The organism is Polynucleobacter sp. AP-Ainpum-60-G11 (assembly GCF_018688375.1).
Classification (GTDB): domain Bacteria; phylum Pseudomonadota; class Gammaproteobacteria; order Burkholderiales; family Burkholderiaceae; genus Polynucleobacter.
On sequence record NZ_CP061318.1, the window covers coordinates 1,612,233 to 1,629,829 of the forward strand.

12 protein-coding genes are annotated in these 17,597 nt (G+C 47.6%); 9 read left to right on the forward strand and 3 right to left on the reverse strand.

Features of this window, described 5'->3' with window-relative positions; all coding sequences use genetic code 11:
* Complete coding sequence (glnE, locus tag FD971_RS08370; protein WP_215333869.1) at positions 1-2,817, reverse strand: bifunctional [glutamate--ammonia ligase]-adenylyl-L-tyrosine phosphorylase/[glutamate--ammonia-ligase] adenylyltransferase; 2,817 nt, start codon at positions 2,815-2,817, stop codon at positions 1-3.
* A gap of 78 nt (positions 2,818-2,895) precedes the next feature.
* Here glnE and FD971_RS08375 point away from each other — a divergent pair, with 78 nt between their 5' ends.
* Genes FD971_RS08375 through FD971_RS08390 form a run of 4 tightly spaced genes read left to right on the forward strand, consistent with a single transcriptional unit; the run spans position 2,896 to position 10,562 of the window.
* Positions 2,896-7,065, forward strand: a complete 4,170-nt coding sequence (locus FD971_RS08375) for a YhdP family protein (protein WP_251368615.1) — start codon at positions 2,896-2,898, stop codon at positions 7,063-7,065.
* Between the two features lie 4 nt (positions 7,066-7,069).
* Complete coding sequence (locus tag FD971_RS08380; protein WP_215333870.1) at positions 7,070-7,903, forward strand: carbon-nitrogen hydrolase family protein; 834 nt, start codon at positions 7,070-7,072, stop codon at positions 7,901-7,903.
* Between the two features lie 24 nt (positions 7,904-7,927).
* Positions 7,928-9,418 (forward strand): metalloprotease TldD, encoded by a 1,491-nt coding sequence (gene tldD / locus FD971_RS08385; protein ID WP_251368616.1) that lies wholly within the window; start codon positions 7,928-7,930, stop codon positions 9,416-9,418.
* Between the two features lie 19 nt (positions 9,419-9,437).
* Positions 9,438-10,562, forward strand: a complete 1,125-nt coding sequence (locus FD971_RS08390) for a 3-deoxy-7-phosphoheptulonate synthase (protein WP_215333871.1) — start codon at positions 9,438-9,440, stop codon at positions 10,560-10,562.
* A gap of 47 nt (positions 10,563-10,609) precedes the next feature.
* On the opposite strand, the gene FD971_RS08395 is transcribed toward FD971_RS08390, so the two are convergent.
* On the reverse strand, positions 10,610-11,179 hold the full coding sequence (locus tag FD971_RS08395; RefSeq protein ID WP_215333872.1) for a cob(I)yrinic acid a,c-diamide adenosyltransferase: 570 nt from the start codon (positions 11,177-11,179) through the stop codon (positions 10,610-10,612).
* Positions 11,180-11,206: 27 nt separating this feature from the next.
* On the opposite strand from FD971_RS08395, the gene FD971_RS08400 reads away from it, so the two are divergent.
* The 5 genes from FD971_RS08400 to proC are packed head-to-tail and all read left to right on the forward strand — an operon-like array spanning position 11,207 to position 16,737.
* The gene (locus FD971_RS08400; protein WP_215335317.1) at positions 11,207-12,712 is read left to right on the forward strand and encodes an FAD-linked oxidase C-terminal domain-containing protein; all 1,506 of its coding nucleotides are present in this window, start codon (positions 11,207-11,209) and stop codon (positions 12,710-12,712) included.
* On the forward strand, positions 12,712-13,860 hold the full coding sequence (glcE, locus tag FD971_RS08405; protein ID WP_215333873.1) for a glycolate oxidase subunit GlcE: 1,149 nt from the start codon (positions 12,712-12,714) through the stop codon (positions 13,858-13,860). The genes FD971_RS08400 and glcE overlap by 1 nt, the downstream gene beginning before the upstream one ends.
* 17 nt (positions 13,861-13,877) lie before the next feature.
* Positions 13,878-15,155, forward strand: a complete 1,278-nt coding sequence (gene glcF, locus FD971_RS08410; RefSeq protein ID WP_215333874.1) for a glycolate oxidase subunit GlcF — start codon at positions 13,878-13,880, stop codon at positions 15,153-15,155.
* Positions 15,155-15,880: a YggS family pyridoxal phosphate-dependent enzyme gene (locus FD971_RS08415; protein WP_215333875.1), complete on the forward strand. Its 726-nt coding sequence runs from the start codon at positions 15,155-15,157 to the stop codon at positions 15,878-15,880. Before glcF ends, FD971_RS08415 begins: the two co-directional genes overlap by 1 nt.
* Positions 15,877-16,737, forward strand: a complete 861-nt coding sequence (gene proC / locus FD971_RS08420; protein ID WP_251368617.1) for a pyrroline-5-carboxylate reductase — start codon at positions 15,877-15,879, stop codon at positions 16,735-16,737. The genes FD971_RS08415 and proC overlap by 4 nt, the downstream gene beginning before the upstream one ends.
* Here proC and ubiA read toward each other — a convergent pair.
* Positions 16,734-17,591 (reverse strand): 4-hydroxybenzoate octaprenyltransferase, encoded by an 858-nt coding sequence (gene ubiA / locus FD971_RS08425; protein WP_215333876.1) that lies wholly within the window; start codon positions 17,589-17,591, stop codon positions 16,734-16,736. The genes proC and ubiA overlap by 4 nt on opposite strands.
* Positions 17,592-17,597: the final 6 nt, after the last annotated feature.

A 17,597-nucleotide genomic window follows, 5' to 3' on the forward strand; every position in this document is an offset into this window, starting at 1 on the left:
TCAAGCTTCAGAAGGAGCAAGAAAGATTTCTTGCCACAAGGCCAGCACAACCTCTCTTGCTTGAACTAGCTGAGGCTCAAGCTCCAAATTTGCCCGTGTCTTTTCTGCGCCATCTAAACGCAAGCGATGTTGACGCGCCCTGAGCAGTCGATAGGCATCGCCCACCTCTTCTGCCATTGTGGCTTGAATTAGACCCGCCTTTGCAGCAATACGCAGCAAGGCAATATTGCCCAAATTACCGATGAGTTGTGGGTGTGTATTTGAAAACGCCAAGACTAAAAATTGCACAATGAATTCAATATCCACCATGCCACCGGCATCATGCTTTAAATCAAAGTCAGGGCTCGGATTTGGATGTCCGGCATGAACCTTGCGCCGCATTTCTAAAATCTCATGGCGCAACTGATCAACATCGCGCTTCTGACCTAAGACCTCAAAACGCACGCCATCAAAAAACTCCCCAACTGTTTTACTTCCCGCGGAAAATCTGGCGCGGGTGAGAGCTTGGTGCTCCCAAACCCATGCGGCGTTATCACCCTCACGCAGTTGGTATTTTTTAAACGCGTCGGCATTCGTTACTAAAAATCCTGCAGAACCATTAGGACGAAGGCGTGTATCGATTTCAAAGAGGCTGCCAGCGGATGTATAGGCAGTTAACCAATTAATCATCCGCTTAGCGAGTAAGGCATAAATTTCTTGAGCAGCAAAATTAGCTTCTTCAGCTTGATATAAGAAAACGATATCTAAGTCAGAGGCGTAACCCAACTCTTTGCCGCCCAACTTGCCATAGGAGATCACTGCAAATGGCACTGCTGCATCGGGCGGTAACTCAAACTTCTGAGCGACACTAGGCCAAACACGCTCAAAAGTAGTCTGCAATATTAAGTCCGCTAAAGCAGATAAATGATCGCTGACCTTTTCAACCGATAGTTCGCAATCAACACCAATACCCAAATCTGCCAACAAAGTAATAAAGGTTTCAGTGTGGTGAGTGATGCGCAAAATATCCATGGCCTGCTCTGAGCCATCACCATCAGCCATCACATCGTCCAGACGCATATCTAAAGTCGCCTTTACTTCCCGCCAATATTGCTCCGGATGTTCAATCAGCGCCTTCTCGGTGCGCGAGTTGAGTAAGTAATCCAATAGATGCGGATGCCTGGTTAAATACTCCGCACCCCATTGAGAGGCTTTGAGCAAAGCCAATACATTCGACAGCGCCTGTGGATACTCGGCAAGAATCGACAAATAAGCGCTACGGCGGGCAACCGCCTCCAATAAATCAAAGAAGCGGAGCAGGGTCTGATCCGAACTCATTCCAACAGGCTGCTCCGCTTGCAAACTATCCGCAGCTTTACGAATGAGGTTGTTGAAAATGATTCTGCTTTTCTCTGGTAACTGTCTTTGCTTGGAACCATCCGTCCAAGATAGCCAACGTGCTGCAGACTCCGGGAACAGCGTGCTATCTGGCTCCCACCCAGCAGGCAAGGATGTACTGTCTAGACGCGCAGCATCATCGAGTACAAATGCTTTCTCAAAATACTGGGCCACGGCCGCTTGGTGTCGGTCAAGCCCAGATAGGAAATTGGACTGCTCTTGAATTTGATTGGGGCCAGCCATGCTTCCCGCTAAACGAGTGCGAGCACCCTCATCTTCAGGCAAATAATGTGTCTGCTGATCCTCCCATACCTGGATCCGATGCTCTAAGCGACGCAAGTAAACATAGGCTGTCTTGAGGTCATCCACTTCATCGGCCGGCAAAATTCCCTGCTGCTTTACCAAGTCCAACACCTCTAGAGTAGGTCGAATACGAAAGCGGGGATCCGTACCCCCGCGCATCAATTGAAACATTTGTGCCAAGAACTCAATCTCTCGGATACCGCCCCGGCCCAACTTAATATCTCTAGATCGACCATGATGATTGGATGAGCGCTTCTCAGCCTCATGCTGTATCTGTGCATGCAATTCACGGATGGAAGCAATCACGCCGTAATCCAAATGACGGCGATAGACAAAGGGACGAATCAGTTGATCGAGCTCGCGTTCACAATAGGCAAAAGCTGGTGAGTCCGGTAAGGGCGAAATTAATCTACCCTTAATCCAGGCGTAACGCTCCCACTCCCTACCCTGAACCAACAGATATTCTTCGAGCATATCGAGACTGCAAACCAGTGGGCCTGAATCTCCATTGGGTCTGAGGCGCATGTCTACCCGAAATACAAACCCGTTTGCATCGTGCTCTGCCAATAACTTAATCAGGCGCTTACCCATTCGAGTAAACCACTCGTGATAAGACAAGCTCTTAGGACCGCCCCGAGTATCACCTTCGTGCTCGTATAAAAAGATGAGGTCGATATCTGAAGATAGATTGAGCTCGAGACCACCTAACTTACCCATGCCCACCACCATCAAGGGCATCTCTGAATCTGTCACGGTACTCCACGGCAAGCCGAAACGACGTCGCAAATCTTCGCGGATGTAGGCAATTGATAGAGCCACCACCTCTCCAGCAAAATGACTCAATGCGTGGGTCACCTCACTCAGATCCGCCATCCCATTGAGATCTCGGTAGGCGATCCAGAGCATCAGACGCTGTCTTGCCAGCCTCAGATCAGCCATAAACTGAGCCTCATCTTGCTCCGGCAAGGCCAAAGCGTCCTGGCAAGGTCTCAATAAACTCCGAATCCCGGCAATATCCACTTTGGAATCTCTTTTTGACTCGAGCCAATCGACCCATTCAGGGCGAGAATGAAGCCAACGTTGAGCGTAGCTAGAGTGCTGCTTGAGGAATTCAATTTGGGCAGAAAAACTGGTCATTTACCCATCTTAATCCGACTCTGGACCCAAATGACAGAAGCTTGAAGATGAGCCAATAGGTGACGGATAATAGGGCTCATGCTTCGAAACATCATCCGGACTCGCCTGCAGAGCGTGCTTCAAAAACGTCCTCCAGGATCTGGCGGTCGTTGGCGCAAGCGCGCCCTCATCCTTGCCGGCGTTACGGTGGCATTTTTTGTGCTTGGCCATCTTGGAGTGCGTTTTGTTTTGTGGCCTCAAATTGAGAAATCAAAACCCACCTTAGAGCGCTTAATGAGTGCTCGCTTAGGCACCAGCGTTACGATGGATGCGGTGCAAGTTTCGTGGACCGGAATTCGTCCCAGCTTTGCGATTGAAGGACTGCGCTTTAACAACACAAACGCTGCTACTCCAGCCCTACTCATTAAAAATATCCAGGGGCAACTGAGCTGGCTATCTTTTTATCACCTGGCACCCTATTTTCACGAGATCACATTTGATCAGGTTCAGCTATACGCTCAACGAAATGCAAAAGGCGTAGTTACGATTGCCGGAATTCCGATTCATGGCAATGCAGATAATTTTGCGACCGAAAACTGGCTGCTTGCTCAAAACGATATCCAAATTAACAATGCCACAATTTTTTGGGAAGACCAACAAAGTCGCAAGTTAAAAACTTCAATTGATATTCTCAGCCTGCAACTGAGTAATGGTATTCGTAGTCATGAAGGACGGCTAATCGCACAAACACCCTGGAGCCCAAAACCAATTAACCTCCAAGCTGACTTTGTGCATCATCTTGCTGGGCAAGCAGGCGATTGGCGCGATTGGGTCGGAAATTTTTCATGGGACCTCGCAGAACTTAACCTCGATCAAATTTCTCAAGACTTAAGTCTTCCGCTGTATGACCTAGGAGGTAAGCTCAACTCCAAGGCTAGTCTAAAGCTCGACGGCGGCAAGGCCAATGGCGGACAAATGTCTTTAGCCGCCGACAATCTACGAGTTCAACTATTCAAAGGTGAGGATCCTGTTGAGTTAGGCAGACTAGAAACTAACCTAGTGCAAGAAACGGATGGTGGACTCAATTCCATTACAACCAAAAATCTGGCCTGGCGCAATATTGACAGCCCGAAAACCGCTCCTCTTGAAAAAATAAGCCCAATTACTTTCCGTTGGCGTCCTCCAAAAGATGGTGGTGAGATCAAAGAGTTCGGCTTCTCCTCACCCAAAATACAAGTAGAAGATATTGCACTCTTCGCGCTCAACCTTCCTCTTCCAAAAAAGATTCATCAGTGGATCAAGATTTCTGAAGCGGATGGTGAATTGCAGAACTTGGAAATTAATTGGTCTGAGAGCCAATCTGCTTTATCAGCTTTACCTATTCCAGGGAATTGGTTCTCTGCTAACAAGCTTGATTTCACTATCAGCGCAAGACTCAATGACATTAGCTTTACAGGGGTCAACAAATCGATGCCCTCAGCCTCGAATTTATCTGGCAACTTAGTTAGCAATCAGAAGCAAGGTAACTTCACGCTAGATTCAAGCAATCTTGAGTTGGAGATGTATGATTTTCTATCCGATCCCGAGATTCAATTAGACCGCGCAAAAGGCGATATCAATTGGTCAAAACAAAAAGGGGGGTGGCTGATCAATGCTAAAAAAATGCAGCTCAGTAACCCTGAAATCACTACCAATTTTGACCTAAGCTATTTCATCGGCGCAGCTCAGCAGCCTGACCAAATGACTCTAGATATGACGTTCGCTAAAGCCAAGTTAGCGACCGCACATCGCTACCTTCCAGTTGGGATGGATAAAGACAGCCGCCTGTACCTGAGCAAAGCTTTTGAATCCGGCGAGATTCAAAATGGTGTTTTGCACATTAAAGGGGATCCAAATCAGGCGCCTTACCCAAGCGGAACTCTTGGTGAACTTAGCCTGCACTTACCTTTCTCTAAGGCCAGCTTTAAGCCAGCACCCTTGCTTCCAAAAAGTCAGGGGGTTTGGCAAGCATTTAGCAATGTCAGCGGCAATATCGACATGAAGCAGTCCACCCTCATGATTGATGTTGATAAAGCAAGCTACAAGAAGGTAGCCCTTTCGAATGTCAAATCGCAAATTCCCAATCTCAGCGCTAAAAACTTGACCCTACTCATTGATGGCTCGGTTAATGGTGACGGATCTGAAATCCTGGAATATCTATTTACTTCTCCAGTAGGTGTGCAGCAAGCCAATCTAGCTAAAAATCTCACCTTAAAGGGTCCGGTTAGCGTAGGTCTTGATTTAAAGGTTCCGCTATCCGGAGTTGGTGATGTCAATTTCGATGCAAAAATTAACCTCCCCGGAAATCAAGCTCAATGGGGGCAAGCTCCCCCATTAGACAATCTGCAGGGTAAGGTGCGGATTACCGAAGTCAACCCAGAGTTTGAAAATGTCACCGCAAACTTTTTGGGCGGAGCTTTGAAGATTGCTAGTGCGCCCTCCACCGCCGGCAACACCAGCTTTAGCATTAGCGGGGATATCAATGCTAGCTTTATCAAGGATTACATTTCGGGAAATTTAAAATCTCAAGCCCATTCAGCATTACTGGCTGCGATGAGTGGCTCAGCTAAATATGAAGGCTTTATCAACTTTAATAAGGCGGGGAGTCAAACTAATCTGAAATTTGATTTACGAAATTGGGCGAGTTCAGCGCCTACGCCAGCTAAGAAAATAGCTGGAAGCCCCATGCTCGGCGAGCTCAACTTCAAAACTTACCCAGCAAGTAAAGGCAATTTAGTTCGCGCTGATTGGTCTGGAAAATTGGGTGATCAGTATTTTCTGCAAGGAAACCTAAATTCCTCTAATGATGTAAAAAATGCATTGGGAGTGGGATCTCCAACACCTTTGCCCCAACAAGGACTTTCTCTACATGTAGCAAGTAATGAGCTAGATCTCGATCAGTGGGTAGAATTTTTAGGCGCAGGCAAATCAAAAAATAAGGTGGGTGTCTCTAAAAATTTAGATACCTCTGATGAAGACATCCAAGTCTCTGCCCAAATAAAAAAATTAATTGCCTTTGATCGCGAATGGACTGATGTCAATCTGCAGTCTCAGAAAAAAAATATGGCTTGGCAACTGCGTTTGAATGCGCCCCAAATTGCGGGTCAAGTTCAATGGCAGACCAGCAGCAGCGATCATCCTAGTGGATTTATTTCCGGAAGACTTGCGCGCCTGAAAGTCCTAGATCAGCGCACGTTTTCAGAATCACAGACTAAGCAAGATGGGTCACAAAAACCCTCTCCTCCGAAGACCCCAGTCAGCCCAAATGCTATTCCTAGTCTAGATTTGGTGATTGATGATTTAAGCTGGACAAGGGCGAAACTTGGCGCAGTAAAGATCAAGTCTAGAACTAGTCAGGACCTCTTGAAGGTCGAGTCTATTCAGATCAACAACCCCCAAGGCAACTCAATCATTAAAGGTCAATGGAGTGGCCGCACTGCCAATACTGCAGATCAGAGCGCTATCACCGTAAATATGAATATCCAAGATGCCGGCCAAGTTATTGCACACTGGAGCAATACCAAATCCGTAGAGGGCGGGGAAGGAAAGCTGAACGCCTCACTCTCATGGTCTGGACCACTCTTTTCTCCGGACTACAACTCCCTTGCTGGCGACATCAGTCTTGATCTTGCCAAAGGTCGCTTACTCGAAGTCAATACCGATGGCGCTAAATTGCTAGATGTTCTGAGTCTACAAAGCTTATTTAGATTTGCAACTCTAGACTTAAAAGGTAGTCTAGGAAACCTAGCCACTAAAGGCACACCGTTTAACTCTATTAATAGTAATTTTTCAATCTCACAAGGCATTGCACAAACCAAGCAATTCACCATGATTCTGGATCAAGCTCGTGTTGCAATGGCGGGCCAGATTAATGTTCCTAAAGAAACTCAAGATTTACGTATCACCATCTTCCCAACTATTGATGCCACAGCCGGCTCACTGGCAGCATTTGCGATTAATCCCATCATTGGTCTGGGGGCGGTCGTAGGTCAGTACCTCATTACCAATCAAATTAATCGCAGCATGCAAACGGATTATTTAATTCAGGGCTCCTGGGACAATCCAGAAGTGATTCCGCTCGATCAAAAGGGTCAACCGCTTGATGCAAAGACGCTAGAGACAATTCGCACTAAAAATCTTTTAAAAGAACAAACTAAACCCAGTTCACCGAACTCTGCACCGGCAAGCCCACCTGTGAACCAGAATACCTCCACCCAAATATCAGGCTAAAGAGATGAATGCATTTAGCGATCCCTCTGAACTCAATTTGGCATCGATACAAATGGTATCGACTCCCAAGCTTAATGAGAATCTAGACGTTGCAGCAAGTTTGATAAAAGCCGCTGCGAATAGCGGAGCTCAGCTTGCCGTTCTTCCAGAATATTTTTGTTTGATGGGTCTGAAAGATACCGATAAGGTAAATGCGCGCGAGGCTCCAGGCTCAGGCCCAATTCAAGAGCGTCTTGCCGCGATTGCTAACGAAAATAATATTTATCTCGTTGCCGGCACCATTCCGTTAGAGGCAAAAGAGTCCAACAAAGTTCTGAATACCTCTCTGGTGTTTGATCCTCACGGCAAACAAATTGGTCGTTACGACAAAATGCATTTATTTGGCTTTCAAACTGTGACGGAGCGTTACGAAGAATCAGAAACGATTGCAGCAGGCAATCACCCAGGTCAATTCAAAATTACAGTTAGTGAAATTGAATGGTATTTCGGTTTAAGTATTTGTTATGACTTACGTTTTCCAGAGCTGTATCGCGCCCTTGGGTCTGTAGATTGCCACATCATCCCAGCTGCGTTTACCTACACAACCGGCAAGGACCATTGGGAAATTCTGTTGCGTGCCCGCGCTATTGAAAACCAGTGCTATGTACTATCTTCAGCTCAAGGTGGCTTACACTTAAATCAGCGTCGCACCTGGGGTGAAAGCATGCTGATTGACCCTTGGGGTCAAATATTGAGCAATCTTCCTGAGGGGGAGGGTTTTATTCAGGGCACACTCAGCAAAGATAAATTAAAAGAGGTACGCTCTAAGCTACCTGCACTAAAACATCGCAGGCTTTAAACCAGAAAGTTCAGCAAAATCAAGATGAGAGCACCAGAAGCATTATTTCCGAGTGATTGGACTAAACCCAAAAAACAGGCCGACCTTCTTAAGCTAGCTAAATCCATTCTGCTCGAGCCAACTGGCCTTTCTGAGCAAGATTTGCATCACACCTTCGGCAATATGTTTACGCACCAACTAGATGATGCTGACCTTTACTTCCAGCACACTCGTAGCGAAAGTTGGAGTCTTGAAGAAGGTATTGTGAAATCCGGTAGCTTCAGCATTGATCAAGGCGTCGGCGTACGCGCGATTTATGGCGACAAAACTGCCTTTGCTTATTCAGATGAAATTAATCTAGAGGCATTAAATAAGGCGGCCAAATCCACTCGCGTAATTGGCCCCCAAGGCGGCACACGTGCCGTAGCGAGCAAAATTTTTACACCCGTTTCCAATGGGCTCTACTCAGACTTAAATCCCCTGGATTCACTAGCGCCCCAAGAAAAGATCGCCTTGCTTGAAGGTATTGAGCGTCGTGCAAAAGCGCGTGATCCTCGGATTATTCAGGTTATGGCTAGCCTAGCTGGCGAGTTTGATGTGGTGCTTGTAGTTCGTGCGGATGGCTTACTAGCTGCTGACGTTCGTCCGTTGGTACGTGTATCAGTACATGTGATCGCCGAACAAAATGGTCGTCGCGAATCTGGATCATCGGGCGGTGGTGCGCGCCATGATTACCACTACTTCAATACCGAACTCGTCAATCAATATGTTGATGAAGCAGTTGATGGCGCACTGATTAATCTAGACTCTCGCCCCGCCCCCGCTGGCCCAATGACAGTAGTCATGGGCCCGGGATGGCCTGGAGTGTTGTTACACGAAGCGGTGGGTCATGGCCTTGAGGGCGACTTCAATCGCAAAGGTTCATCTGCTTTTGCTGGTTGCATTGGACAGCGTGTTGCAGCTAAGGGTGTCACCGTGGTCGACGATGGCACACTTTCTGGTCGTCGCGGCTCACTCAATATTGATGATGAAGGTACGCCGACCCAGTGCACCACGCTGATTGAGGATGGTATTTTGAAGGGCTATATTCAAGATAGCTTGAATGCTCGTCTTATGAATATGCCTCTGACCGGAAATGGTCGACGCGAAAGCTTTGCATCTCTACCAATGCCTCGCATGACTAATACCTATATGTTGGGCGGCAAAGATGATCCCCAAGAAATCGTGGCCAGCATTAAACGCGGCCTGTATGCAGTCAACTTTGGGGGCGGCCAAGTTGATATTACTAGCGGCAAATTTGTGTTTTCAGCCTCAGAAGCCTATTGGGTAGAAAACGGCAAAATTCAATATCCAGTCAAAGGCGCAACCATTATTGGCAGTGGTCCAGAGTCCTTAAAACAGGTCTCCATGATCGGAAATGACCTGAAATTAGACGGCGGTATTGGGGTTTGTGGCAAAGAAGGTCAGAGCGTTCCGGTGGGCGTTGGACAGCCAACTTTACGTATCGATAGCCTAACTGTCGGAGGAACTGCTTAATACGGCTTAAAATAGTCGTATGAGCCAACAAAACACCAATCCCGCAAACTGGTACGCTGCCGTCGACAAAACGTCAGACACAGATGATCAACGCATTCACAACATTACTGTTCTGCCACCGCCAGAGCATTTGATTCGCTTCTTCCCAATCTCGGGAACCCCTACTGAAGCACTCATTAGTAAAACGCGTAAAAAGATTCGCGACATTATTCATGGAAAAGATGATCGTCTACTCGTCATCATCGGACCTTGCTCGATTCATGATCCTCGTGCAGCAGTAGAGTATTGCCAACGATTACTAGCTGAGCGCGCGCGCTTTGCTGGCGAGCTTGAAATTGTGATGCGTGTTTATTTTGAAAAACCACGCACGACTGTTGGCTGGAAGGGTTTGATTAACGACCCTTACCTAGATGAGAGCTATCGCATTGAAGAAGGTTTGCGCATTGCCCGTCAAGTATTGATGGAAATTAATCGCCTAGGTATGCCCGCTGGTAGCGAATTCTTAGATGTGATTTCTCCACAGTACATTGCTGACCTTATTTCTTGGGGCGCTATCGGAGCTCGCACAACTGAGAGCCAAGTTCATCGCGAACTCGCTTCAGGCCTCTCCGCACCAATCGGCTTTAAGAATGGAACCGACGGCAACATCAAGATTGCTACCGATGCAATTCAAGCAGCTAGCCGTCCTCACCACTTCTTGTCAGTCCATAAGAATGGTCAAGTTTCTATTGTAGAAACTAAAGGCAACAAAGACTGTCACGTTATTTTGCGTGGTGGTAAAGAGCCAAACTATGAAGCGCAGTATGTTCAAGTAGCCTGCTCCGAGCTAGAAGCAGCAAAGCTTCCAGCCAGCCTGATGGTTGACTTGTCGCATGCAAACTCCAGCAAAAAACATGAGCGTCAAATTGTGGTGGCAGAAAATATTGCCGAGCAAATTGAATCTGGTTCAAATCAAATTTTTGGTGTGATGATTGAAAGCCACCTTAATGATGGCGCCCAAAAATTCTCACCAGGTAAAGATGATCCAAGCAAATTGGAGTATGGCAAGAGCATTACTGATGCCTGCATTAACTGGGAAGACTCTGTTAATGTCTTGCAGCGCTTAGCTTTGGCCGTGAAGAATCGCAGAAAAGCAAAGAAGTAAGTTAAAAGTAAAGCAAGACTTCCCTACCAGCATCAAAAGAGACTAATTTATTTAGCCTCTTTTTTTTCGTGCTTCCAGAGAACGTCTTGACCACCCGCCGCACGATTGAGAACGCGTGCTAATACAAACAGCAGATCGGATAAGCGATTAACGTATTGGCGCGGAGCATCGTACAGAGGCTCTTCCCAACCCAAACGCACAATCGAGCGTTCGGCACGTCGGCAAACAGTGCGACAGACGTGCGCCTGAGCTGCTGCACGAGTACCGCCTGGAAGAATGAATTCAGTTAAAGGGGGTAAAGTCGCATTGTATTTTTCCAGCCAAACGTCTAACTGGGCTACATGCTCTGGCTTGAGCAAGGTGTAATTCGGAATACAAAGCTCGCCACCCAAGTCAAATAAGTCATGCTGCACTTGCAAAAATAAGACCCTCAACTCCTCTGCCAGACTCTCAGGGATCGATTCAGTCATCAAAACACCGATTTCGGAGTTCAATTCATCGACATCGCCCATGGCGCAGATGCGCAGATGATCCTTTTCCACTCGGCTACCATCGCCAAGCCCGGTCATGCCTGCATCACCAGTTCTGGTGGCTATTTTTGAAAGTCGATTTCCCATAAAACTAATTATAGGTAAATGGCTAAAATGATTCCTATGAATATGGTGACCCCACCCCCCGAGCTTGCGGCAATTACCGCCCTTCAATCCAAACTGGTATCGGCCTTGCGCCCCATCCTCCCAGAGCATGCCTTGCTATGGGAGCCTGAGGATACGATTCCCTATGAATGTGATGGCTTGGCAGCCTATCGACGCATGCCTTTGGCGGTTGCCCTGCCAGAGACTGAGGAGCAGGTTGCCCAGATCCTGAAGATTTGCTTTGCAATGCAGGTGCCCATCGTTCCTCGCGGATCTGGCACAGGCCTATCTGGCGGTGCCATGCCCATTTCCCAGGGTTTAGTGCTCTCATTGGCAAAGCTCAAAAAGATCATCAGCATTGATCCCTTCACCAGAACTGCAGTGGTGCAACCAGGCGTACGAAATTTAGCTATCTCAGAAGCGGTTGCCCATCTCGGCCTGTATTACGCTCCAGACCCCTCTTCACAGATTGCCTGCTCTATTGGTGGCAATGTGAATGAAAACTCTGGTGGTGTGCACTGCCTCAAATACGGACTCACACTTCACAACGTACTCAAAGTTCGCGGCATTTTGATGAACGGTGAAATTGTAGAGTTTGGCAGCCTTGCGCCAGATGCTCCAGGACTCGATTTATTAGCAATCGTGATGGGCAGTGAAGGCATGCTCGCAGTGGTGACTGAAGTCACAGTCAAGCTGATTGCTAAACCAAAATTGGCACGCGTCATCATGGCGAGTTTTGACGATATTGAAAAAGGCGCCGACGCGGTTGCTGCCATCATTGCCGCAGGTATCATTCCCGCCGGCCTAGAAATGATGGACAAGGCGACTACTCGTGCCGTAGAGGAGTTCGTGCACGCGGGCTATGACCTTGAGGCTGAGACTATCCTCCTATGCGAGTCTGATGGCACACCTGAAGAGGTTGCAGAAGAAATTGAACGCATGACTAAAGTGTTGGAACAAGCAGGTGCTAGCGGCATTCAGATTTCTCAAAATGAAGCGGAACGCCTGAAGTTTTGGAGTGGGCGAAAGAATGCCTTCCCTGCAGCCGGAAGATTGGCTCCCGACTACTACTGTATGGACGGAACAATTCCACGTAGAAATATTGGCACCTTACTCAGACGTATTCAGGGCATGGAAAAGAAATATGGTCTTGCCTGCTTAAATGTATTTCATGCTGGTGATGGCAATATGCATCCCCTCATTTTATTTAACGGCGCCGACCAAGAAGAATGGCATCGTGCTGAAGAATTCGGCACTGCAATCTTAGAAGCCTGTGTTGAGCTTGATGGCACGATTACTGGCGAGCATGGTGTTGGCATTGAGAAGATCAATTCCATGTGCGTTCAATTCGGCGAAGGTGAACGTGAATCTTTCTGGGGCGTTAAAGCCGCATTTGACCCAGAAAAACTCCTTAATCCCGATAAAGCGATTCCAACTTTAAATCGCTGCGCTGAATACGGTCGCATGCGTATTAGTGGCGGCAACTTACCGCATCCAGAGTTGGAGCGCTTCTAATGTCTACATCTCACAATACGCACATTGATTTATTTCGCGAACACATTCTGGCGGCAGCTAAAAATAAAACACCTCTATCAATTGAAGGTGGTGGCACGAAGTCTTGGTATGGCAATGCTAATTCCTTTGACAAGTTAGATACCCGTCCGTACTCTGGGATCTTGGAGTACCAGCCTGAAGAGTTGGTAATTACGGCTTGTGCTGGTACACCATTAAAAGAAATTGAAGCAGCTCTGGCTGAGAAGAATCAAGTACTGGCTTTTGAACCACCCCATTTTGGTGATAACGCAACTTTTGGTGGCGCCATTGCTGCAGGCTTAGCAGGGCCCGGCCGAATTAGCGTTGGCAATTTACGTGACTTTGTTCTTGGTGCACGTATCCTGGACGGCAAAGGGCAAGACTTATCGTTTGGCGGCAAGGTCATGAAGAACGTAGCTGGATATGACGTTTCACGCTTGCTGCCTGGATCCATGGGAACCTTATCACTACTGCTCGAAGCCTCCGTAAAGGTACTGCCACGACCAGCCGCCACAACATCCCTACGCTGCAACATTACTCAGGCACGCGCACTACAACTCTTAAATGAATGGGCAGGACAACCTTTACCACTTTCAGCCAGTTGCTGGATTGGAAACTCAAAAGGCGGTGATGGTGAGCTCACCATTCGATTGGCTGGTGCAGCTGCTGCCGTTAAGGCAGCAATTCCTTTGATGGGTGCAACAGTCAATGCAATAGAGTTAGACCCAACGGTGGCAACGGCATTCTGGAATAATTTACGCGAACAACAATTACCTGCATTCACAAATCTTCAGGCTGATGAAACTTTGTATCGTCTCGCACTTCCTGCGGCCTGCGGACCACTCGCTTTAGAAAATGTAAGTGGTGACATTGTTTTGGAATGGCATGGTCAACAACGTTGGTTTGCAGCGCCAAGTGATGATGCTACCTTTGCATCCATTAAAGCTTTAGCTAATTCCAATGGTGGACATGCGACACGCTTTAAGCAAGGAAGCAGTGTGGACCAAAGCAAGCAACGCTTTACTCTTCTGAGTGAGCAAGCGCACTCAACTGCTTTAGAGGCAGTACAAGTACGCCTACGAGCCGCCTTTGATCCAGCAGGCGTATTTGCTACTTCACGCCTACCTTAAGTACTTTAAGTCTTCCTATGCAAACTCAACTCGCTCCCCAATTCGCCAATACTCCCGAAGGTATAGAAGCTGCTCGGATTCTTGGAAAATGTGTGCACTGTGGTTTCTGCACCGCAACTTGCCCTACTTATCAAATTCTCGGGGATGAACTCGACGGTCCGCGTGGTCGCATCTATCTAATCAAACAGATAGCAGAAGGCCAAGCTCCAACTGAAAAAACACGCTTGCATTTAGATCGCTGCCTCACTTGTCGTAATTGCGAGAGCACTTGTCCAAGCGGTGTGCAATACGGCAACTTAGTCGATATCGGTCGCAAGTGGGCAGAAGAAAATACACCTGAGCGCCCCATTGGTCAGCGCCTCACCCGCTGGGCACTCAAAGAAGGCTTAACTAGTCCTAAATTATTTAATTCAGCATTGGCAATTGGTCGCTTAGTTCGCCCACTCATGCCGGCCGGTATCCAACGCAAGATTCCAGAAGCTAAAAATAAAGCGTTAGCTAGCAGCACAGATCCCTACGCTAGGCCACAAGTAAGTCACTCTCGCAAGATGCTATTGCTCGAGGGATGTGTCCAACCAGGCATGCTGCCAAATATCAACTCTGCGACAGCTCGTGTCTTAGACGCACTCAAGATTGAATTGATTAGCGCGCCTAATGCTACTTGCTGTGGCGCATTACGCTACCACCTCAATGATCAAGCTGGCGGCCTAGATAACGCCAAACAGAATATCGATGCCTGGTGGCCGCAAGTCGAGCAAGGTGTTGAAGCCATTGTGATGACTGCGTCTGGTTGTGGTGTGATGGTCAAGGACTATGGACATCTCTTTGCTAATGATCCGCAATATGCAAGTAAGGCAAAAAAGATCTCCGATCTCACTAAAGATATTTCAGAAATCTTGCCAGCACTTGAGGCTGAACTGATTTCTCTAGTAGGAGCAGATCCAAAGCCTGGCGTGGTGTATCACCCGCCCTGCACGCTACAACATGGTCAACAAATTCGAGGCAAAGTTGAAGGTCTTTTGACTAGCATTGGTATTGGTGTTCGCCTCTGTGCTGATAGTCATCTGTGCTGTGGCTCAGCAGGAACCTATTCGGTCACCCAACCAGAGCTATCGGAGCAATTACGCAAGAACAAGCTTGCACACCTCAATGCCGCTTGCGAAGAATCGGGTGCCGAGGTAATTGTTTCTGGAAACATTGGTTGCATCACCCATCTCCAGCAGCAAGATACTCCGGTCTTGCATTGGATCGAGATCGTTGATCAGCTCGTCAGCCAAGCAGGCCGAACTAAATAATGAGTCAAGTTACCACCAACCTGATGTTGGTAAAACAGCGCCTTGAATTAGCAGCACTAGCAGCCAAGCGCGAACCCGAAGATATTTTGCTGCTTGCGGTAAGCAAAACCTTTCCTGCTCTAGCAGTTGAGGAAGCAATGCATGCTGGACAGACTGCTTTTGGCGAGAACTATGTTCAAGAAGGTGTTGAGAAAATTCAGCAACTTGCTAAATTACGACCTTGGCTAGAGTGGCACTTCATTGGCCCACTTCAAAGCAATAAAACACGCGATGTTGCAGAACATTTTGACTGGGTACACAGTATTGACCGCCTCAAAATTGCAGAGCGTCTATCCAGCCAGCGTGGAGAGTTTCCAGACTTGGGTGACTTGCAAGTATGCGTTCAAATCAATGTGAGTGCAGAAGAGTCCAAAAGTGGTATAGCGCTTGATGAAGTAGAAGAGCTCTGCACCGCCGTTACCAAGTTACCGCACCTTGTACTTCGCGGACTCATGGCCATTCCCGCACCTAGCGTTAATGTCATTGAACAGCGTCAAGCTTTCGCCGCCGTTCGGGAGTGCTTTGTTGGGATTAAAGCCAAGCATAGCCATGATCTTGGGTATGATTTCTTTGATACCCTTTCGATGGGGATGTCGGATGATATGGAGGCTGCAATTGCTGAAGGCAGCACCATGGTACGTATAGGAAGCGCCATTTTTGGGAAGCGCGATAAGATAAAAGCATGAGCACACAACAAATGAACCAAAACGCGCACATCACCTTTATTGGTGGTGGCAACATGGGTCGCGCTTTAATTAGCGGATTATTGTCTAATGGCTTTGAGGCTAATCAAATTTCCGTAGTGGAAGCCAATGCCAGCACTGGTTTGCAATTGCATCAAGATTTTGGCGTGCAAATCATTGGTGCTCTGGATCAAATTGCTTTTAACTTCATCAAGAACAATGTCGTAGTGATGGCTATCAAGCCTCAGGATTTCAATGTAGTTGCCAAATCCTTGAGTACCAAGCTCAAGAATGCAACAGCACCGGGTCCATTGATCCTTAGTATTGCCGCAGGTATCCGCCTCAAAGATATGAGTCGTTGGCTTGACCACGAGCGTTGCGTTCGCGCTATGCCAAATACCCCTGCCCTCATTGGTAAAGGCATTACCGGTTTATTTGCAGATGCTGCAGTCAACGCATCCGATCGCGCCCTTGCAGAAACGATTTGTAATGCAGTAGGACAAGCAGTCTGGGTTAATGAAGAGAAACTGATGGATGCGGTTACTGCTGTTTCTGGAAGTGGTCCTGCCTATGTCTTTGCTTTCTTAGAAGCATTGCAATCGAGCGGCGAGAAGCTTGGGCTTGATGCGGCTACTGCTCGCAAACTTGCTTATGCAACTTTGGAGGGCGCTACACAGCTTGCCCATAACTCTGATGAGCATGCAGGTGTATTGCGCGAACGTGTTACCTCAAAGGGTGGCACAACTGCTGCCGCACTAGATACGCTTAAGCAACTCGATTGGCATGGCGCACTTGAGAAAGCAATTGATGCTGCCAGCCAACGTGGCAAAGCCATGGGCGATGAACTAGGCAAGAGCTAAAAGCGAGCCAGGCCCAATAGGATTCCTAGAAATAGGAATCCACCCAGCCAGTTATTGTGGCGGAATGCTTTAAAGCACTCTTCGCGCTTGCGAGTAGAAACCAATTTGAGGTGATATACAGCGCAAGCTAGAGCTAAGAACCAACCTACCCAAAAGTAATTGCTGAGATTTGCCAACTGCGTAACCCAGATCTGACTTAGAAATAGCACGCTGTAACTCAGGGCAATTGCGATCACATCAAAGCGTCCAAATGTAATGGCTGAGGTTCTCAAGCCTAAACGCAAATCATCATCACGATCGACCATGGCATAAGCCGTGTCATAGGCGATAGCCCAGAAAATATTACCGATAAACAAAACCCATGCCTCTAGCGGAATAAAGTCCAATACCGCCGCATAGGCCATCGGAATCCCAAAGCCAAAGGCAATACCAAGGACCGCCTGTGGGATAGAAAAAAAACGCTTGGTAAAGGGGTAGAGAATCGCAACTGCCAAGGCAAAGAAAGAGAGTTCTTTGGTGAGTGTATTCAGAGGTTGAATCAGCAGGAAGGCCATTAGAGCAAGAGTGCCGGCCACCATCAACGCCTCTTTCCCAGAAATCTTGCCACTGGTAATGGGGCGATCTTTAGTTCTCAAGACATGGCGATCAAAATCTTGATCCGCATAATCATTGATAGCGCAGCCCGCGCTACGCATTAAAAAAGTTCCCAAGGTGAAAATAATCAAGAGTTGCCATTGTGGAAAGCCGCCGCTCGCTAGCCAAAGCGCCCATAATGTTGGCCACAATAGAAGCAAAGTTCCGATCGGCTTATCCAAACGGATCAAGTGGGCATAAACAACAATGCGATCACGCATCAGATC